The organism is Pseudomonas sp. UFMG81, assembly GCF_015354575.1.
In the GTDB taxonomy this organism is placed as follows: Bacteria; Pseudomonadota; Gammaproteobacteria; order Pseudomonadales; family Pseudomonadaceae; genus Aquipseudomonas.
Map to the genome: position 1 here is coordinate 115,640 of NZ_JACAFQ010000022.1, position 18,782 is coordinate 134,421.

General features: G+C 66.9%; 20 protein-coding genes. 12 read left to right on the top strand and 8 right to left on the bottom strand.

Annotated elements, in window-relative coordinates; translation table 11 throughout:
• Positions 1-7: 7 nt before the first annotated feature.
• Positions 8-607 carry a lytic transglycosylase domain-containing protein gene (locus IX761_RS17445; protein ID WP_194790815.1) on the bottom strand — a complete coding sequence of 200 codons (600 nt, stop codon included), beginning with the start codon at positions 605-607 and terminating at the stop codon, positions 8-10.
• A gap of 176 nt (positions 608-783) precedes the next feature.
• On the opposite strand from IX761_RS17445, the gene gspG reads away from it, so the two are divergent.
• Both gspG and IX761_RS17455 read left to right on the top strand, forming a co-directional pair.
• A complete protein-coding gene (gene gspG / locus IX761_RS17450) occupies positions 784-1,209 on the top strand; it encodes a type II secretion system major pseudopilin GspG (protein WP_194790816.1) in 426 nt (141 codons plus the stop codon).
• Positions 1,210-1,220: 11 nt separating this feature from the next.
• Positions 1,221-2,411, top strand: a complete 1,191-nt coding sequence (locus tag IX761_RS17455) for a type II secretion system F family protein (RefSeq protein ID WP_194790817.1) — start codon at positions 1,221-1,223, stop codon at positions 2,409-2,411.
• Positions 2,412-2,431: 20 nt separating this feature from the next.
• Here IX761_RS17455 and IX761_RS17460 read toward each other — a convergent pair whose 3' ends face one another.
• On the bottom strand, positions 2,432-3,346 hold the full coding sequence (locus IX761_RS17460) for a site-specific integrase (protein ID WP_194790818.1): 915 nt from the start codon (positions 3,344-3,346) through the stop codon (positions 2,432-2,434).
• 208 nt (positions 3,347-3,554) lie between these two features.
• On the opposite strand from IX761_RS17460, the gene IX761_RS17465 reads away from it, so the two are divergent.
• The gene (locus tag IX761_RS17465; RefSeq protein WP_194790819.1) at positions 3,555-4,736 is read left to right on the top strand and encodes an NnrS family protein; all 1,182 of its coding nucleotides are present in this window, start codon (positions 3,555-3,557) and stop codon (positions 4,734-4,736) included.
• 299 nt (positions 4,737-5,035) lie between these two features.
• Positions 5,036-5,677, top strand: a complete 642-nt coding sequence (locus IX761_RS17470) for a DUF1345 domain-containing protein (RefSeq protein WP_194790820.1) — start codon at positions 5,036-5,038, stop codon at positions 5,675-5,677.
• On the opposite strand, the gene IX761_RS17475 is transcribed toward IX761_RS17470, so the two are convergent.
• Positions 5,603-6,832 (bottom strand): pyridoxal phosphate-dependent aminotransferase, encoded by a 1,230-nt coding sequence (locus IX761_RS17475; protein WP_194790821.1) that lies wholly within the window; start codon positions 6,830-6,832, stop codon positions 5,603-5,605. The genes IX761_RS17470 and IX761_RS17475 overlap by 75 nt on opposite strands.
• Positions 6,833-7,132: 300 nt before the next feature.
• Between IX761_RS17475 and IX761_RS17480 the strand changes: the two genes are divergently transcribed.
• Entirely contained in the window at positions 7,133-7,396 is a 264-nt protein-coding gene (locus tag IX761_RS17480; RefSeq protein ID WP_194790822.1) for a DUF1652 domain-containing protein, read from the top strand.
• On the opposite strand, the gene IX761_RS17485 is transcribed toward IX761_RS17480, so the two are convergent.
• The gene (locus IX761_RS17485; protein ID WP_194790823.1) at positions 7,393-9,480 is read right to left on the bottom strand and encodes a putative bifunctional diguanylate cyclase/phosphodiesterase; all 2,088 of its coding nucleotides are present in this window, start codon (positions 9,478-9,480) and stop codon (positions 7,393-7,395) included. The two genes, IX761_RS17480 and IX761_RS17485, sit on opposite strands and share 4 nt — an antisense overlap.
• A 270-nt stretch (positions 9,481-9,750) precedes the next feature.
• Between IX761_RS17485 and IX761_RS17490 the strand changes: the two genes are divergently transcribed.
• On the top strand, positions 9,751-10,035 hold the full coding sequence (locus IX761_RS17490) for a hypothetical protein (protein ID WP_194790824.1): 285 nt from the start codon (positions 9,751-9,753) through the stop codon (positions 10,033-10,035).
• A 7-nt stretch (positions 10,036-10,042) separates the two neighbouring features.
• Here the strand turns inward: IX761_RS17490 and IX761_RS17495 are convergent, their stop codons facing one another.
• Together IX761_RS17495 and IX761_RS17500 are read right to left on the bottom strand one after the other, a co-directional pair.
• Entirely contained in the window at positions 10,043-10,858 is an 816-nt protein-coding gene (locus IX761_RS17495; RefSeq protein ID WP_194790825.1) for a substrate-binding periplasmic protein, read from the bottom strand.
• A gap of 118 nt (positions 10,859-10,976) precedes the next feature.
• Complete coding sequence (locus IX761_RS17500) at positions 10,977-11,669, bottom strand: alpha/beta hydrolase (protein ID WP_194790826.1); 693 nt, start codon at positions 11,667-11,669, stop codon at positions 10,977-10,979.
• 240 nt (positions 11,670-11,909) lie between these two features.
• Between IX761_RS17500 and IX761_RS17505 the strand changes: the two genes are divergently transcribed.
• Genes IX761_RS17505 through IX761_RS17530 form a run of 6 tightly spaced genes read left to right on the top strand, consistent with a single transcriptional unit; the run spans position 11,910 to position 16,865 of the window.
• Positions 11,910-12,332, top strand: coding sequence for a nuclear transport factor 2 family protein (locus IX761_RS17505; protein ID WP_194790827.1), 423 nt, complete (start codon positions 11,910-11,912; stop codon positions 12,330-12,332).
• Positions 12,329-13,081 carry an SDR family NAD(P)-dependent oxidoreductase gene (locus tag IX761_RS17510; RefSeq protein WP_194790828.1) on the top strand — a complete coding sequence of 251 codons (753 nt, stop codon included), beginning with the start codon at positions 12,329-12,331 and terminating at the stop codon, positions 13,079-13,081. Before IX761_RS17505 ends, IX761_RS17510 begins: the two co-directional genes overlap by 4 nt.
• Before the next feature lie 5 nt (positions 13,082-13,086).
• Positions 13,087-14,334, top strand: coding sequence for an NAD(P)/FAD-dependent oxidoreductase (locus tag IX761_RS17515; RefSeq protein ID WP_194790829.1), 1,248 nt, complete (start codon positions 13,087-13,089; stop codon positions 14,332-14,334).
• Complete coding sequence (locus IX761_RS17520; protein ID WP_194790830.1) at positions 14,331-15,143, top strand: DUF1365 domain-containing protein; 813 nt, start codon at positions 14,331-14,333, stop codon at positions 15,141-15,143. Before IX761_RS17515 ends, IX761_RS17520 begins: the two co-directional genes overlap by 4 nt.
• Entirely contained in the window at positions 15,118-16,374 is a 1,257-nt protein-coding gene (locus IX761_RS17525; protein ID WP_194790831.1) for an SAM-dependent methyltransferase, read from the top strand. The genes IX761_RS17520 and IX761_RS17525 overlap by 26 nt, the downstream gene beginning before the upstream one ends.
• A gap of 2 nt (positions 16,375-16,376) precedes the next feature.
• The gene (locus tag IX761_RS17530; protein WP_194790832.1) at positions 16,377-16,865 is read left to right on the top strand and encodes a DUF2878 domain-containing protein; all 489 of its coding nucleotides are present in this window, start codon (positions 16,377-16,379) and stop codon (positions 16,863-16,865) included.
• 198 nt (positions 16,866-17,063) lie between these two features.
• On the opposite strand, the gene IX761_RS17535 is transcribed toward IX761_RS17530, so the two are convergent.
• Positions 17,064-17,600 (bottom strand): DUF3833 domain-containing protein, encoded by a 537-nt coding sequence (locus IX761_RS17535; RefSeq protein ID WP_194790833.1) that lies wholly within the window; start codon positions 17,598-17,600, stop codon positions 17,064-17,066.
• 2 nt (positions 17,601-17,602) lie between these two features.
• On the bottom strand, positions 17,603-18,154 hold the full coding sequence (locus IX761_RS17540; RefSeq protein WP_194790834.1) for a chalcone isomerase family protein: 552 nt from the start codon (positions 18,152-18,154) through the stop codon (positions 17,603-17,605).
• Positions 18,155-18,782 lie beyond the last annotated feature (628 nt).

Here is an 18,782-nt window from a genome sequence, read left to right on the forward strand (position 1 = left end):
TTGGCGATTACAGCGGCGAGTCCTCGGCCAGCCCGCGCAGCAGGCGGTAGTCACGCAAGACATTGGGCACGTAGCGGCGCGTCTCGGCGAAGGGAGGTACCACCTTGCCGCGGCTGAGCACCGCCTCTGGCCCGGCGTTGTAGGCCGCCACGGCCAGGGTGATGTCGTTGTCGAACAGCGTGAGCATGCGCTTGAGGTAGCGCGCCCCGCCCTGCACGTTGGCCTGCGGGTCAAGCACGTCCTTCACCCCCATCTCCTTGGCCGTGCCCGGCATCAGCTGCATCAGCCCCGCCGCGCCCTTGGGCGAGCGCGCCTTGGGGTTGTAGCCCGACTCGGCCTTTATCAACGCATGCAGCAGCGCCTGGGGCACATCGTTGGCCAGCGCCGCGGCGGCCACCAGGTCGGCGTAGGGTCGGCCGGTGACCAGTTGCGCATTGACCGGCCCGCCGCTGCTCGGCGCCTCGCTGATCACCCGTTCGTACTGGCGGCCCGGGCGATGCACGTTGGACAGCACGAAGCCGCCCTTGCCGTCGCTGGAGATATAGATGTCGGCCCACGCCCCTGAAGCCACCAGCCCGGCAGCCAGTCCCAGGATCAGTCCACGCATGTCGATCGCCTCCCACCGTGGCCCCCGATGTGGGGGAAATGCCCCGGAAAACCCGGGTTTTCAGGTAGGAACGCAAGCAGCGTGCCGCTTGCCGCACCGCATGGCGCAAGGCCCCGGCGCAGACGTGCACGGCTGTTGCATAAGGCTGTCTGCACACGCACACGGAGGGTTTCACCATGCAGCGCAGCATCCATGCCCAACGCGGTTTCACCCTGCTCGAACTGCTGGTGGTGCTGGTGGTGCTCGGCTTGTTGGCCGGCATCGTCGCACCCAAGTACTTCAGCCAGCTCGGGCGCTCCGAGGCCAAGGTGGCGCGGGCGCAGATCGAGGGCCTGGGCAAGGCCCTGGACCTGTACCGCCTGGAAGTCGGCCACTACCCCAGCAGCGAACAGGGCTTGCAGGCCCTGGTGGCGGCGCCCAGCGGCGAGGCGCGCTGGTCGGGGCCGTACCTGCAGAAGGCCGTGCCCCAGGACCCGTGGGGGCGCGCCTACATCTACAAGCAACCTGGCGAGAACGGCGGCGAGTACGACCTGCTGTCGATGGGCAAGGACGGCCAGCCCGGCGGCGATGGCGAGAACGCCGAAATCACCAGCTGGCAATGAGGAGTGCGGCCATGCGCTACCAGCTCAAGGCCCTGGGCAGCCAGGGCGTGGTGCAATTGCAAGTGGAGGCCGAGGACCTCGAGCAGGCCAGGCGCCAGGCCGAGGACCAGGGCTTGCGCGTGCTCAGCGTGCGCGGCGCAGGCCTTGGGCTGCGTGCCCTGCCCTGGCGCCGCGCCGCAGCCTTCGACCTGGTGCTGTTCAGCCAGGAACTGGCCACCCTGCTCAATGCCGGGCTGCCGCTGATCGACGCCTTGGAGAGCCTGGCCGAGAAAGCCCCCAGCGGCGCCGCGCGCAAGACCCTGGAGGCACTGGTCGCCCAGCTCTACGAAGGGCGCTCGCTGTCCCAGGCGCTGGGCCAGCAACCGCGGATCTTCCCCACCTTGTATGTGGCCCTGGTGCAATCGAGCGAGCGCACCGGTGCGCTGGGCGATGCGCTGGGCCGTTACATCGGCTACCGCCAGCGACTGGACGTGGTTCGGCAGAAGCTGGTGGGCGCCTCGGTGTACCCGCTGCTGCTGTTGCTGGTGGGGGGTGGCGTGGTGCTGTTCCTGCTGGGCTACGTGGTGCCACGCTTCAGCCTGGTGTTCGAAGGGATGGGCACCGAGCTGCCATGGCTGTCGCGGGTGCTGATGCAGATCGGCCTGTTTCTCCATGCCCAGCAATTACCCCTGGGGCTGGGTACGCTGGGGGGCATTGCCACACTGGTGACCCTGCGTCGCCACCCGGCCGTGCGCCGCTGGGCAAGCCGCCAGTTGCGCCGCGTGCCGGCGCTGCACCAGCGCCTGGTGATGTACGAACTGGCGCGGTTCTACCGCTCGCTGGGGATCTTGCTGCAGGGCGGGATCCCCATCCTCACCGCCCTGGGCATGGCTCGTGGTTTGCTGGGCAGTGCTGCCGCCGAGGGCCTGGAGCAGGCAAGCCGGCGCGTTGCCGAAGGGCTGCCGCTGTCCGATGCGCTGGAGGCCGGGCAGCTGGTGACGCCCGTGTCGCTACGCTTGCTGCGCGCAGGAGAACAGTCGGGGAATCTCGGTGAAATGCTGGAAAACTGCGCCGATTTTCACGACCAGGAGATCGGGCGCTGGGTCGAATGGTTCGTCAAGTTGTTCGAGCCGCTGTTGATGACCTTCATCGGCCTGTTGATCGGCTTGATCGTGATCCTGATGTACATGCCGATCTTCGAGCTGGCGTCGAGCATTCACTGAAGCTGGCGCGGCCGTGCACCTCAGTAGTCGAACCGCTCCACCACCCGGCGCCGCTCGTTGTCATCGCGCCGGTCATACGCGGCCGTGGTCTGGATATTGGCGTGGTGCGCCAGCTTCTGGGCGATCGACAGGTCATGCTCCTCGATCACCCGGGTGATGAACGCCCGGCGAAAATCGTGGGGCATGATCTTTGCCCCCACCTGGGCGCCGCGCTGGCGGGCGATGTAGTAGATGGCGTGCTTGGTGATGCGCGCACGGGTGATGTGGCTGCCCCGGCGGATGCGGTTGAACAGGAAGCTGTCGTCGCGCTCGCCGGCCGGCAGGTGCTGCCTGCGCAGGTCGAGCCAGGCCTGCAGCTTGTCGAACGCCCAGGCCGGCGCGTACTTGAGCAACTGGCGGTTGCCCTTGCCCAGCACCTGCACGCAGCGCTCATCGAAGTCCACCTGGGCCAGGTCGATATCCACCGATTCGGACTTGCGCATGCCGGTGCCATACAGCAGCGCCAGGATCGCCGCGTCGCGCACCCCCTGTGGGCGCGGGTCGGCGGCGCAGACCTCCATCAGCTCGCGGATCAGGCTGCGCCGCAGGTTACGCCCCGGCGGCAGTCGGCTGCCACTGGCTGGCTTGACTTCGCGGATGCGCAGCAACTGCTCATGGTCGATCAGGCCCAACCGCCAGGCTTCATTCATCACCCCGCGCACGGCATTGACATACAGCGACGAGGTATTGGGCGCATAGCCATCGGCGCGCAAGGCGGCAACCAGGCCGATCACATGGCCCGGCTCGAGCAGGTGCCAGGGCACATCGGCGATGTCGGCGTCGACGAAGCCCAGGCGATCGGCGGCGTCCTGGAGGATGTAGCGCATGGTCAGCTGGCTGGACGGCGCCAGGCGGGCCAGATACTGCGGCAGTGGGTTGCGCGCGAGGTCTATCACAACGGGAATCCTGTAGCGGTACCAGGCCGTTGCCACGGCTTGGCGCATAGCAAGTCCTTATGACTCTGATTCAAGTCAAAAGGACAATAAAAGCTTCGGGTCACTATGACCATGATCGTGCCATCACCTTGATATGCAAGGGTTTGCCCGATGGCACGGATCGTGATGGTACCTCATCAACCGCCTCGAATCGAACAAGGTCCACGCCATGCTCGTCCAGCCTGTCACCGCTCGTCCGCGCCAGCCCGTCTGGGCCCTGGGTTTTCGACCGTTCTTCCTGGGCGGCAGCATTTTTGCCCTGCTCGCCTTGCTGCTGTGGGCCGGGGTGCTGACCGGCGTACTGCAACCCGCGCCGCCAGGCGGCATGCTCGCCTGGCACCGGCACGAAATGCTGTTTGGTTTCGCCGTGGCGATCGTCGCCGGCTTCCTGCTCACGGCGGTACAGAACTGGAGCGGCATTCCAGGCCTGAGCGGCCGGCCGTTGAAGGGGTTGTTCCTGCTCTGGCTACTGGGGCGGGCGAGCTGGTTCCTGCCACTGCCGGCCTGGTTGCTGATGACCTTGCATGGCGCCTTCCTGCCACTGGTGGCGCTGGCCTTGGCACGGCCGATCATCCAGCGCCGCTTGCACAACAACTACCCGATCGTGGTGCTGGTGCTGCTGCTCGCCAGCTGCCAGTGGCTGACCCTGGCCGGCTGGTCGACGCAGAACGAGTTGCTGCAGCGCCGAGGCGTGCTGGCTGGCCTGTGGTTGATCGCCGCCATGATGAGTGTGATCGGTGGCCGGGTGATTCCATTCTTCACCCGGCGCGGCCTTGGCGAGATGAGCCCAAGCGCCGCCCACCCATGGCTGGACCGAGCCTGCCTGCTGGGCAGCGTGGCCGTGCCACTGAGCTACGTGACTGGGCTGAACGATATGCCGCGCCCCTTCATGGCCCTGCTGTTCGCAGCCTTGGCCTTGCTGCACGCTGCGCGCCTGGTGCTGTGGCATGACCATCGGCTGTGGCGGCTGCCGCTGCTGTGGTCACTGCACCTGGCCTACGCCTGGCTGGTCCCGGCGTGCCTGGGCCTGGCGCTATGGCACGCCGGCGTAGCGCTCAACCCCAGCCTGGCGGCGCATGCGCTGAGCGTGGGCGCGATGACCGGGCTGGTCGTGGCGATGATGGCACGGGTCAGCCTGGGCCATACCGGGCGGCCGTTGCAGGTGCCACGCTGCATTGGCTGGGCGTTCGCGCTGATCCAGCTGGCAGCCGTCGCCCGAGTCGCGGTGGCACCCTTTGCACCGCTGGGGCTGGGGTTATCGGTATTGTTAGCCAGCGCCGGGATGCTGTTGTTCCTCTGGCATTACCTGCCGATCCTGCTGCGTGCGCGGGTGGACGGGATGCCAGGGTAGCGCAGGACCTTCGTCGATCGCGGGGCAAGCCCGCTCCCACATCTTGCGCGGTATCTGTAGGAGCGGCCTTGTGCCGCGAAAGGGCTGCATCCCAGCCCCAGCAATCGTGAATGCCACATAGAAGCCTGGGGCCGCGATGCGGCCCTTTCCGACCGGTCCGGCGCCCCGGCAAGGCCGCTCCTACAAAAGATCTGTGCAAGACAGTTGCTCCCACAATAATCGGTGGGAGCGGGCTTGCCCCGCGATGGCATTGCGATGGGCTACAGTTTCACGGCATCCCCCCACGCAAGCGAGGCCGCATGGCGTTTCTTACCCGCACCCACCCACGCCTGAGCTTCGCCATACTGGCCGGCGTCATTGGCGGCTGGCTGATCCCGGCCGGCGACAGCGTGCAACACATCCTCGCCGGCTGGAACCTCGGGGTCTGGCTGTACCTGCTGATGGTCCTGTGGCTCAGCCTGCGGGCCAGCGCGGACAAGGTGCGCAAGGTGGCCTGCATCGAAGACGAGAATGCCGGGCTGGTACTGATCACGGTCATCGTCGCCGCCATCGCCAGCCTGGCGGCCGTGACCTTGCAGCTGGTATCCAGCCGCGGCCTGGAGGGCAGTGCCCTGACCCTGCACTACCTGTACACCGGGCTCACCGTGGCCGGCTCGTGGCTGCTGATCGGCTGCATCTTCAGCCTGCACTACGCCCGGCTGTTCTACACCGGCGACCATCGCGAGCCGCCGCTGCGCTTCCCCGATGGCGAATGCGACCCCGACTACTGGGACTTCCACTACTTCTCGTTCACCATCAGCGTCGCGGTGCAGACCTCCGATATCGGCGTCGGTGGGCGCGCCATGCGCCGGGTGGTGCTGGCCCACTCACTGGTAGGCTTCGTGTTCAATACGGCGATCCTGGGCTTCACCATCAACATCGCCGCCGGCCTGCTCGGCTGACAGCCGCCGCGCGCAGGCGGCAATGCGCCGGCAGACCCGCTCCAGCACCTGGGCCTCCAGCACCAGCCCCAGGCGCACATGCCCCGCCGCGCTCGGTCCGAAGGCGTCGCCTGGGAGCAGCGCCACGCCCTCCTCGTCCAGCAGGCGCTGGGCGAAGGCCTGGGCACTGAACCCGGTGGCGCGGATATCCAGCATCACGAACATGCCACCGGCCGGGCGGTGGGCGCGCACGTGCGGGCAGCCTTCCAGCACCGCGCACACCCGATCACGGCGCTGGCGGTAGGCCTCGCGCATACGTGCCACTTCGGGCAATGCCTGCTCCAGGGCCACGCAGGCCGCCTGCATGATGAACTCCGGCAAACCGAACAGCATGGCCATCGCCAGGTTGGCCAGGTGCTCGGCCAGCACCGGCGGCCCGATCACCCAGCCGATGCGCCAGCCGCTCATGGCGTGGGACTTGGACAGGCTGTCGATCACCACGCAACGTTCGGCCATGCCCGGCAGGCCCAACGGGCTGGGTGCCTCGCCGTCATACAGCAAGCCACGGTAGACCTCGTCGCACACCAGCCACAGGTCATGCGCCTGGCATAACCGGGCCAGCTGCTGCAGATCCTGGGTCGCAATCGCCGCGCCGGTGGGGTTGTGCGGGCTGTTGAGCAGCAGGCCACGGGTGCGCGGGGTAATGGCCCGCGCCACCGCCGCGGGGTCGAGACGAAAGCCGTCCTCAGGGCGCACCGCCACCTGCACCACTTGCGCCCCGCAGGCGCCGAACACGCCGTGGTAGGTGACATACATCGGCTCGGCGACGATCACCTCGTCACCGGCCTCGAACAGGCACTGGAAAGTGGCATACAGCGCACACTGGGCGCCGGCGGTGACCACCACCTGCTCGGGCGTAATCGCCTGGCCACTGTGGCGCACGATGGCTTCGCGCAGGGCCAGGCTGCCGCGCAGGTCACTGTAGTGGGTATCGCCGCGGCGCAGGCTGGCCACCGCCGCGTCCGTCACTGCGGCCGGAGTGTCGAAGTCCGGGTCGCCCACCGACAGCAGGTAGATTTCACGCCCCTGCTTGCGCAGCGCCTGGGCCTGGTAGTGGATGTCCCAGGCGGCGGCTGCGTCGCCGGCAATTCGTTGGGTGAGCGTGGCATAACGCATGACTGTCTCCCTGTCTGCCCGGCGGCGCCGCTGGTCCGAAAACGCGCTGTGGGTAAACATAGCAGAGCGCCAGCCCGCGCCACGCGCCGGCTCAAGGGGAAAACGTTTGCCATGGCCACTGGCCGCCAGCCGGTCGCCCAGGTGTCACTGTGAACGCCGTCATGCATTGGCATATTTGTCATATTTTCCGGGGAAGGTTGCCGGAGCCGGTGCTATGGTTAGGGTCCTACGGTCAGGTACGACCGTTCACACCCACAACGTCGAAATCACCACGTTCACATGACGAACAAGGAGGCTGGCATGAACAAGATGACGTTCCCCAACGCCTGCCAGGTGATGCGCTGGCACTTCCACCCGCTGGGTTTCGAGGCCAGCATGGATGCGCCGCGCAGCATGGTAGCCCGGCTGTTCGACCGGGCCAGCGGTGAAACCCTGCTGGCCATCGCCGGCATCCCCTGCGCGGCGATCATGGCCGCGACCGACGTCGAGCGAATCATCGAGGCCGTCGAGGCCGAAATGGAAACCTTCGACCTGATGGCCAGCCCGTTGCGCGACGCGGTTTAGCCCGCGGCCTCCTGGCGCGCCCGCAGCGCCGCCAAACCCTTCAAGAATTGCTCGGGCGGCACCGGCTGGCCGAGCAGGTAGCCTTGCAGCGAATCGCAGCCCAGCCGGGTCAGAAAGTCCTGCTGGCGGTCGGTTTCCACGCCTTCGGCGACGATCCGCAGCCCCAGCGCCTGACCCAGGGCGACAATCGCCGAGACGATGGCCGCGTCATCGCTGTCCTGCTCCAGGTCGCGGACGAAACCGCGGTCGATCTTCAGCTCGTTGGCCGGCAGGCGCTTGAGGTACATCAGGCTGGAGTAGCCCGTCCCGAAGTCATCGATGGACAGGTCCACGCCCATGTCCGACAGGCGCTGCAGCACCATCAGGCTGGCGTCGGCATCGCGCATGGCGGTGGTCTCGGTGATCTCCAGGGTCAGCCGGTTGGCGGGCAGGCGGTTGTCGGCCAGGGCCTGGGCGACGCTATCGACCAGCCCGGCATGGCAAAACTGGATGGCCGACAGGTTGACCGCGATGCGCCAGTCGTCGTGGCCCTGGTCCATCCACTGGCGCATCTGCCGGCAGGCCTCGCCCAGCACCCATTCGCCGATGGGGATGATCAGCCCGGTCTTTTCCGCAAGGCCGATGAAACGGTCCGGCAGCATCAGGCCATGCAGCGGGTGCTCCCAGCGCAGCAAGGCTTCGGCGCCGATGGGTTGACGCCCCACGGCATCGAACTTGGGCTGGTAGTGCAGGCGGAACTGCTCATGCTCCAGCGCCGTGCGCAGGTCCTGCAGCAACTGCAACTGCTGGCGAGCATTGCTGTTCATCGAGGCGTCGAAGAAGCTGTAGCCGTTCTTGCCGGCACTCTTGGCGTGGTACATGGCGGCGTCGGCGTTGCGCAACAGCTCGTGCTGGTCCAGGCCATTGCCTGGGTACATGACGATGCCCAGGCTCGCCGACAGCTGCAGGTCGTGCTCGGCCACGCGGAATGGCTTGGCCATCAGGTTGACCTGCTTGACCGCGACGTTCATGGCATCGTCCGGTTCGCCCAGTTCCACCAGCAGCACGAACTCGTCGCCGCCGATGCGCGCCAGGGTGTCCTGGCTGTGCAGGTGGCCACGCAAGCGCGCCGCCACGGCCTTGAGCAGCAGGTCGCCGACATGGTGGCCAAACGCGTCGTTGACCGGCTTGAAACCATCGAGGTCGATGAACATCAGTGCGAAACAACCGCCCTGCTCTGCCACCCGGCCCATGGCCTGGTCGATGCGGTCGGCCAGCAACGTGCGGTTGGGCAGCCCGGTCAGGGTGTCGTGCAGGGCCAACTGGGTCAGTTCCTGGTTGGCCAGGGTCAGCGAGCGGGCCAGCTCCGCCGTGCGCGCTTCAAGGCGAGCGTCCAGTACCGAGGTCAGCAGCGCCACCGCCAGTACCGCCAGGGTGGTGATCAGCACCAGGTAGTCCAGGCCATCGCCGGCCAGGCCATCGGCCAGCGCACCGCAGAAGCTGCCTTCGGGGAAGTTGGCCGCGGCCATGCCGGTGTAGTGCATGCCGACGATGGCAAAGCCCATCACCACGGCCGCCAGGCCACGGATCTGCCGCACGTAAGGGGTGTGCTGGCGCAGGCGGAAGGCGATCCACAGCGCCGCCGCCGAGGCCCCCACCGCGATGGCCAGCGAAGCCCCGAACAGCGTCGGGTCGTAGTCGATGCCCGGCTGCATGCGTAGCGCCGCCATGCCCATGTAGTGCATGCAGGCGATGCCGGTGCCCATGATCAGCGCACCGAAGCCCAACTGCAGCCACGGCAGTTGCGGCTGGCTCACCAGCCACAGGGCGAACCCCGACGAAGCCACCGCGATCAGCAGCGACAGCGCGGTCAGCGTGGTGTCGTAGCCCAGGCTGATCGGCAGGCTGAAGGCAAGCATGCCGATGAAGTGCATCGACCAGATGCCGATGCCCATGGCCAGCGCGCCACCGCCCATCCACAGGTACACCGCGCGGCCCTGGGCCGTGGCGATGCGCCCGGTCAGGTCAAGGGCTGTGTAGGAGGCAAGAATGGCCACGCACAGCGAGATCAACACCAGCGAGGAGGAGTAGCTACCGATCAGCATGTGCACGTCCAGAAACAGACCACGGGCAGGCCCGGAAAAAGCCGATGATTGTACTCAAGCTTTGGCGAAACGCACGGGGTTTTCGCCGCCAGCAATGGATCCAATCAAAGGCTTTAGCCGCTGTAGCACGCGGGCCAGAGCGATCAAACGGCTGTTTGAGGGCAGATTGCCACTGGTCGTCTGCCGGGGCCCGGCAAAAGCGAGCCAAGCGAAGCGGCTGCGGCTAGACTTTACAGGCCGACTTAACCGTACCTGCTTCAGGAGCGCACGATGGCTATCAGACTTGGGCATGCGCATGTATTCGCCCTGCCCCTGCTCGCCCTTACCCTTGTTATCAGCGGCTGCTCGAGCAAGCCGTCCGCGGCCCGCTACGCAAGCCAAGGTTCCAGCTGCTACGCCAAGGCCCTGCCCAGCAGCGGCGAAGGCGGCCTGGCCTTCGGCCCTACACTGGCCGCGGCCAGCCGCAAGTCACTGGACAGCTGCATGCGCTATGCCAGCCGCTCGGGCGGCACGCCAAAGACCTGCCAGGTGGTGCTGGCCAAGTGCAAGAGCTGACGGGCCCTCAGGGTGCCGGCGCAGCCTGCTGACGCTGCCAGCGTTCCAGGTTGCGTGCCAGCAGTTGTTCGGGCAGCGGCCCCGCCACCAGTTCCTTCATCTTGCGCGCCAGTTGCTCGCGCAGCGCCGGCTGGTTGCAGGCCGACTTGCGCGACAGCGCCAGGTACAGCCCTTCGCTGGACACCGGCGGCTCCAGCACCTCCAGTTCGCCCTCCTTGCCCAGCGTGCGCGCCAGGGCCAGCCCGGGGTAGCGCTCGAAGATCACGTAGTCGCTGCGCTTGAGCAGCAGTTTCTGGAATGCCTGGGTCGCGCTGGGCACAGCCTCCAGGTTCAGCTGCGCCCGGGCATAGTCATCGAACGCCTGGCCATGGCTGTTGTTGACCAGCGTGCCGCCACGCCGACCTTTCAGGTCGGACCAGTCGCTGTAGGCAAAACCCTCGCCTTTGCGCACCCAGACCACGCTGGAATTGAACAGGAATGGCGGGCTGACGAAGTCGGTCACCAGCGTCCGGGCCTGGGTGTGAAAGTAGCCGGCGAGCATGTCGATACGTCCGCTGCTGACCTCTTCCTGGGCCCGCGACCACGGCCCAACGTACACCACCTCCAGCACCAGCCCGAGCTCGTTGGCCACCTGCTTGAGCAAGTCAGCGTTGGCGCCGATCAATTGCCGCGGGTTCTGCGGGTCGCGCCAGAGATAGGGCGGGTATTCCGGGTTGCCGGTAGCGGTGAGATGCCGGCACGGCTCATCGGCCCAGGCCCACCCGGGCAGCCAGGCCAGGGCGAGCGGCATCAGCAGCGACAGGCCCAGACAACGTCGACTCATTGCGTCCCTCGCACCCTTCGATAACCCCACGGTCAACATGGCCTGGCACAGTGTGCACGAGAAATGGCCAGTCGCCACGTCCTGTGTGCAGAGGCGGGCCCGATACTGCGATGACTCGCTATTGCAGTGCTGCAACCGCCTCGTCGATCAACTGCGCCACCTCCGCTGCCCGCGAGGCAAGCGAGGCATGGCTGGCGTCCAGGGTGACCACCTTCCTGGCATTCAACCGCGCCGACATCATCCGTTGGTTGTCCGGGGCGATCATGTGGTCTGCACTGGACACCTGGTACCAAGAGGGTTTGTGCTTCCATGCCGGGCGCTCGATCTCATCACCAAAGGTGCTCGCCAGCGGCGCCTTCTGGGTCACGGCCATGACCAGCCCCTCGTCCGCCGAGAGGTCCTGGCAGAAGCTCTCATGGAACTTGTCGGGCTTGAGCCACAGGTAACCGTCGCTGTCCGGCGCCAGGTTGGGCGCGGCGGCCGGCAGGTGCTGCTGGGTCAGGGCGCCTGGGCTCTCACCCGCGTCCGGGGCGAACGCGGCGATATACACAAGGCCAACCACATTGTCCGCATTACCCGCCTCGGTGATCACTGCGCCGCCATAGGAATGCCCCACCAACACCACCGGCCCGCCGACCTGCTGCACCATCTTGCGCGTGCGTTCGACATCTTCGGCCAGCGCAGTGAGGGGCAACTCCACGGCGCGCAAACCACTATGCCCCCTGCGGGTCAGTTCGAGGATCACCTTGGACCAATGGGCGGCGCCGCCCCAAAAGCCATGCACGAGAACAACAGTGGGCTTGGTGCTCATGAGCGTTCCTCTTCGAAAGGCATTGGGGAATCGGCGCGGGGATGCGGCCTGCCGATACAGCATAGGTGACCGTTCGCGCGCAATTAGAAGAAAGGGCTCCTGCGCACCGTCAGCTCATGCCTTGTGGCTGTTGATCCCGAGCAAAGCTGTACAAAGAAGTTGACTTGTACAGCTTTACTCCTACGCTCAAAAATACCTGTACACGATTTCGCGTTTGTACAAGATTGCCAGGGGCCGAGCATGTCCACCTATCTGCAGTCATTCGCAGCACGCTTCGCCAGCCTGGACGCCGCAAGCTTGCAACGGCTAGACGCCTTGTACAGCGAAGCCGTGATCTTCCAGGACCCTTTGCACCGCATCCACGGCCTGACAGCCCTGCGCGCCTACTTCGCCCGGCTCTACGCCAACGCCACGGATATCCGCTACGACATCCATGCCACCGACGAAGTACGCCCGGGCCAGGGCTACCTGCGCTGGACCCTGCATTTTCGCCACCCGCGCCTGGCCGGCGGGCGTTCGGTCAGCGTCGAGGGTTGCAGCCACCTGTGTTGGGACGAGCGCGTGTACTTTCACCAGGACTATTTCGACGCCGGCGCCCTGCTCTACGAACAGCTGCCCGTGCTGGGCGGGGTGATCGGCTGGCTCAAGGGGCGGCTGGCATGAGCCGCTGCTGGTTGACCGGTGCCAGCAGCGGCATCGGCGCGGCGCTGGCGCAACAGCTGCTGGAACAGGGCCATCAGGTTGCGCTCGGCGCACGCCAGGCGCAGCGCCTGCAAGCCTTGGCCGAGCGCTACCCCGGGCAAGTGTTGTTGACGGTCGGCGATGTCGGCGAGGCCGCGCAGGTGACGGCAATGGCCGCGTGCATCGAGCAGGGCTGGGGCGCACTGGACCTGGCGATCCTCAACGCCGGCACCTGCGAATACCTGGAGCCCGGGCACTTCGACCCGGCGCTGGTCGAGCGGGTGCTGCGCACCAATGTGCTGGGTGTCAGCCACTGCCTGCAGGCCGCCCTGCCCTTGCTGCGCCGGGGCCAGCGCCCGCACCTGGTGGTGGTAGGCAGCTCGGTAAGCTGGCTGGCCCTGCCCCGGGCGGCGGCCTATGGTGCTTCGAAGGCCGCGGTGCGCTACCTGGTGGAATCGTTGCGCATCGACCTGGTCGCCGAGGGTATCGATGTCACGCTGGTCAGCCCGGGCTTCGTCGACACCCCGCTGACCCGGCGCAACGATTTCCCCATGCCCCAGCGCTGGAGCGCCGAGCGCGCCGCCCAGTGCATCGCCGCGCGCCTGCCACGACGCCCTCTGGAGATCAATTTCCCGACCCTGTTCACCACCGTGCTGCGCCTGCTCGGCGCCCTGCCGCCCCCCCTGCGCCTGGCACTCGGCCGACGCCTCGCCCGCGCCCCGCAGGACTAGCCGCCATGCGTATCGCCATCATCGGCAGCGGCATCGCCGGCCTGACCTGCGCCCACCTGCTCTCGCGCCGCCATGAGGTCACGGTGTACGAGGCCGCTGACTGGGTGGGCGGGCATACCCATACTGTCGACGTGCGCTGGCAGGGCCAGGCCTACGCCGTGGACACGGGTTTCATCGTCTTCAACGACTGGACCTACCCGCGCTTCATCCAACTGCTCGACCACCTGGGCGTGGCCTCCCGGCCAACGCAGATGAGCTTTTCGGTGCACGACCCGCTGAGCGGGCTCGAATACAACGGTCACGACCTCGACAGCCTGTTCGCCCAGCGCCGCAACCTGCTGTCGCCTGGGTTCTGGGGCATGCTGCGGGACATCCTGCGCTTCAATCGCCAGGCCCTGGCCGACCTTGACGGCCAGCGCATCGACGTGACCACCACCCTGGGCGACTATCTGCAAACGCGGCGTTATGGCCGGCGCTTCATCGACCACTACCTCGTGCCCATGGGCTCGGCGATCTGGTCGATGTCCCAGGCCGACATGCTCGGTTTTCCCTTGGCGTTCTTCGTTCGTTTCTGCCGCAACCATGGCTTGCTGTCGGTCACCCACCGCCCGCAATGGCGGGTGATCGAAGGTGGCTCGCGCAGCTACCTCGCGCCCCTGTGCCAACCTTTTGCCGAACGCCTGCGCCTCGCTTGCCCGGTGCATCAGGTGTACCGCGACGCGGGCGGCGTCACCCTGGCCAGCCCGGCCGGGCGCGAACGCTATGACACCGTGGTGTTCGCCTGCCACAGCGACCAGGCCCTGGCGCTACTGGAAGCCCCGAGCCTTCATGAACGCGAAGTACTCGGCGCCATCCGCTATGCCAGCAACGATGTGGTGCTGCACACCGACACACGCCTGCTGCCCCGGCGGCGCAAGGCCTGGGCAGCCTGGAACTATCGCCTCGGTGGCGATGCGCAGGCATCTGCCGCCGTGACCTACGACATGAACATCCTGCAGGGCATCGAGGCCCCCGTGACGTTCTGCGTGAGCCTCAACCAGACCGCGCTGATCGACCCGGCGCAAGTGCTCGCCCGCTTCGACTACGCCCACCCGCAATACAGCCAGGCGGCGCTGCTGGCCCAAGCGCGGATCGGTGAGCTACAGGGCCGACAGCACAGCTTCTACTGCGGCGCCTACTGGGCCAATGGCTTCCATGAAGACGGCGTAGCCAGTGCCTTGGCCGTGGCCGAACATTTTGGAGAGCGCCTGTGAACAGCAGCCGTTGCCAGGGCTGGGTCAGCCACCGGCGCCTGACGCCCCGCCCCCACGCGTTTCGCTACCGCATCGGCATGCTCTACCTCGCCCTCGACGAGTTGCCCCGTCTGTTGGGCCTGTCACGCCTGTTCGCACACTCGCTGTTGGCCCCCATGGGCTGGCGCGAAACCGACTACCTGCCGGCCCTGACCCGCCGGGGCACCGCGCTGGCCCAGGCTGCGCGCGAACTGGTCGGCCAGGCCACCGGCCACATGCCAGAAGGCGCCGTGCACCTGCTGACCCAGCCGCGCTGCTGGGGGCTGTCGTTCAACCCGGTGAGTATCTACTTCTGCCACGACCTGCACGGGCAGTTGGCGGCGATCCTGCTGGAAGTGCGCAACACGCCGTGGCGCGAACGTTTCCACTATGTGCTGCCGGTGCCGGCCGGGCAGCCGCGTCGGTTCGTCATGACCAAGGCCTTCCATGTCTCACCCTTCCTGCCGATGGCGATGGAGTACCGCCTGCGCTTCTTGCTCGAGGGCCCGCACATCCGCATCCACCTGCAAAGCTGGCAGGCCGAGCAGAAGGTCTTCGAGGCCGACCTCACCCTGGTGCGCCAACCGCTCGATGGCCCTGCCTTGCGCAGGCACATCCTGGCGTTCCCGTGGATGAGCCTGCGCACGCTCACGGCGATCTACTGGCAGGCGCTGCGCCTGCTGTTCAAGCGCACGCCCGTGCATGACCACCCCACCAGCCAGAGCCAGCTGAGCGTTGGCCAGCCCATCCACGAGGAGCCCGAGCATGCCCGAACCCACCCTGAGCGTTAGCAAATCGGCAGGCCTGGCCCCGGTGCTGGGCAACCTGGCCCGCCGTGCGGTCATCGCCCAGCTACGCAAGCTGCGCCACGGCCACCTGCGGGTCATCTGCCGCGACCTGCAATGGACCTTCGGTGACGCCGGCAGCCTGCTCGGTGCGGAAATCGAGGTGCTCGACGACGCGGCCTGGGGCCTGGTGGCCAGCAATGGCTCGATCGGTGCGGGCGAAGCCTATATCCATGGTTACTGGCGCAGCGCCGACCTGGCGGCGGTAACCCGCCTGTTCGTCGCCAACCTGACGGTGCTCGACGCCATGGAAAGCGGCCTGGCCCGTCTCGGCCGGCCGGCGCTGCGCCTGCTGCACGGGCTCAACCGCAACAGCCGGCGCGGCGCCCGGCGCAATATCCTCGCCCACTACGACCTGGGCAACACCCTGTTCGAGCAGTTGCTCGACCCCACCATGATGTACTCCGCCGCCCAGTTCGAAAGCCCGACACAAAGCCTGGAGCACGCCCAACGCCACAAGCTCGAGCGCATCTGCCAGAAGCTCGAATTGCAGCCCCACGAGCACCTGCTGGAGATCGGCAGTGGCTGGGGCAGCCTGGCCATCCACGCCGCCAGCCAGCATGGCTGCCGAGTCACCACCACCACCGTCTCCGACGCCCAGTACGCCCACACCCTGCAACGCGTGCGCGCACTGGGCCTGGAGCAGCGCATCACGGTGCTGCGCGAGGACTACCGCGACCTGCGCGGGCAGTTCGACAAGCTGGTGTCCATCGAGATGATCGAAGCCGTCGGCCATCAGTACCTGCCCAGGTACTTTCGCCAATGCGCCGCGCTGCTCAAGGACGATGGCCTGATGCTGCTGCAGACCATCACCATCCGCGACCAGCGCTACGCCCAGGCCCGCCGCACCGTGGATTTCATCCAGCGCTACATCTTCCCCGGCGGCGCCCTGCCGTCGCTGGGCGTGCTGCTCGACACCGCCAGCCGCCAGACCGCGCTGAACCTGGTGCACATGGAGGACTTCGGCCTGGATTACGCCCGCACCCTGCGGCATTGGCGCGACAACCTGCGCCAGGCGCGCGCGACCTTGCTGGGGTTGGGGTATGACGAGACCTTCCAGCGCTTGTGGGAGTTCTATTTGTGCTACTGCCAGGGTGGTTTCGAGGAGCGCGCCATTGGCGTGGCGCAACTGCTGTGGGCCGGGCCGCGGGCACGCCGGGCGCCTGTGGGCGATTGAAGGTGTCGCGTTACGGGCTGGTGGCCAACGCGCTGTGGCTGCAGGCCGGTTGGTGGGGCTGCGTGCTGGGTGCCCGCCAGCCGTGGCTGTTGGGCGTGGTGGTGGCCGGGCTGGCGGTTCACCTGGGCTTGTGTCGTCACCTCAGTGAAGAGGTGCGGACAGTGCTGCGGATCGGCATCTTGGGTTGCCTGCTCGATAGCCTGCTCGGTGCGTTGGGCGTGTTCGCCTTCACGCAATCGCCGTTGCCTGCCTGGCTCGCGCTGTTGTGGCTGGTGCTCGCCAGCGGGTTGCGCCATAGCCTGGCATGGGCGCACCGGCCGTTGTGGCGCGGCGTGCTGGCGGGCGCGCTCGGCGGGCCATTGGCGTACCTGGCGGGCGCCCCCCTGGCCGGGGTCGAGCTGCCCTTGGGGCCGACGGCGACGGCATTGATACTGGCGCCGATCTGGGCGCTCTGGCTGCCGCTGTGCCTGCACCTGGCCGCACGCCGGTAGGGTCCGTTGCCGGAAGATCCAAAGCAAGACACCTCTGTAGGAGCGGCCTTGTGTCGCGAAAGGGGTGCGCAGCGCCCCCAGGATCTCGATTACACCTCAAGATCGTCGGGGCCGCTTTGCGGCCCTTTCGCGACACAAGGCCGCTCCTACAGGGTGGGTGCTAGCTTGCCGGCGATGGGCTGCAAAGCAGCCCCACCCTCACTGGGCGCTCGAGGGCATACGCCGGAAGAACAACGTCACCTGCCCCACCTCGACCCCTAGCTTGCTCATGCGGGTCCGATTGATCAGGGTGTCCTGGTCCATCAGGTACATCCAGTCATCCATGTCCACCGTCCAGTGCCGCCCGTCCACCGGCAGGTCCAGCTGATAGCGCCAGCGCAGGGCATTGCCCGCCACCTCGCCCGCGGCCTCGCCAATCACATCCCCCGCCCGCCCGCGCCAACGGCCTGCGCCGTCCGGGGTGAGGGTCCAGGTGCGCTGCTGACGAGTCCCGTCGCTGTAGACGAAGTGCTCGTCGAGGATCAGCTGTTGGCCCTCCCGGCGGCTGTCGATGCGCACATGGAAACGCTTGACCACCTCACCCGAGCGCTTCTGGAACATCCCCCAGGCCTGCACCGGGCCCGAGAAGAACGCCGCCAGGTCCAGCCCCGGCTGCTCGCGGGCGTAGTGTTCGACACCAACATTGCCGCAGCTGCCCAGCAGCAGGCAGGCAAGCAAGACCAGGGTTGCGCGCATGGTCAGTCTCCTCGGTTGGCCCCGGCTTGCCCCAGCAGGCGCTGGCGCAGTTGCGGGTCGCGGGTGCGTGGGTCGAGCCAGATGGCGAAGAAGGCGCGGGCGAACACGGGGTCGGCTATGTCACGCCGCAGTTGCCCATCGATGTAGAAGCGGCAGCCGTGCCCTGGCAGGTACAACCCGGTGATACGCGTGCCCGGGCGCACATCGACGAAGGCGCCGCGCATCAGCTCGGCCCAACGCTCCAGCGTGGCTGCTTCGAGGGCCGGGCCGCCCAGGCGGCGCATCTCGTCCAGGCTGGCGTCGACCAGGCGGTCCCGCGACAGGTCGCGATGGTAGGTGAGTTCCAGGGCGAAGGGTTGTTGCCAGTCGGGTGCGGTGGCCGGGCTCCATAACCGAGCGGTGTAGAGGCGCAGGCCGAACCAGGTGAAATCACCGCTGCCGACCAGGCGGGCGTTGGGCTGCTCGGTGCGCCAGTCCGCCCAGGCATGGGTCAGGGAGAGCCACAGGCAAAGGGAATACAGCGCGCAACGCCGTTTGCTGCCTGACACGGCCATGAACAGGGCCTCGCTGGGTCAAGGATTTTTGTACAAATCTATTTGTTTGTACAACTCAATGGCCTGTTGGTTCACCTGCGTGGGTAGTGCCCATCGAAAGCTCGCGTCATGCCAACAAGGCGGACAGCGGTACCGGCACAGACATAACTGTCCCGAAACAAACTGTGGGAGCCGGCTTGCCGGCGATGCGCCGCGCGGGCGGCGCTCGATCTCATGAGCGCTGCAAACCTGTCGGCATGCACCTGGGCGTCACACCGCTGGACTTGGATAAGCAGAATTGCGTGCGGGCCTGCGGGTGCATGCCTGGGTATCGGGTGAGGGCCACCAGGTGCTAGCCGGTGTTCTTGCAGCGTTCTTGAGATCGAGCGCCGCCCGCGCGGCGCATCGCCGGCAAGCCGGCTCCCACAGTTTGTTTCGGGCCAGTTATGTCTGTGAGGTCTCCACTGTACGCCTTGGTGCATGCCTCAAGTCTGGTGGTGCGGCATCAGCGCCAACGCTGAAACCGCGTCGTACAAACAAGGCGTACAGTGGAGAAGGACCAGGAGTAACTGGCCCGAAACAGATGTGGGAGCTGGCTTGCCAGCGATGCGCCGCGCGGGCGGCGCTCGATCTTGAGGGCGCTAGAAAA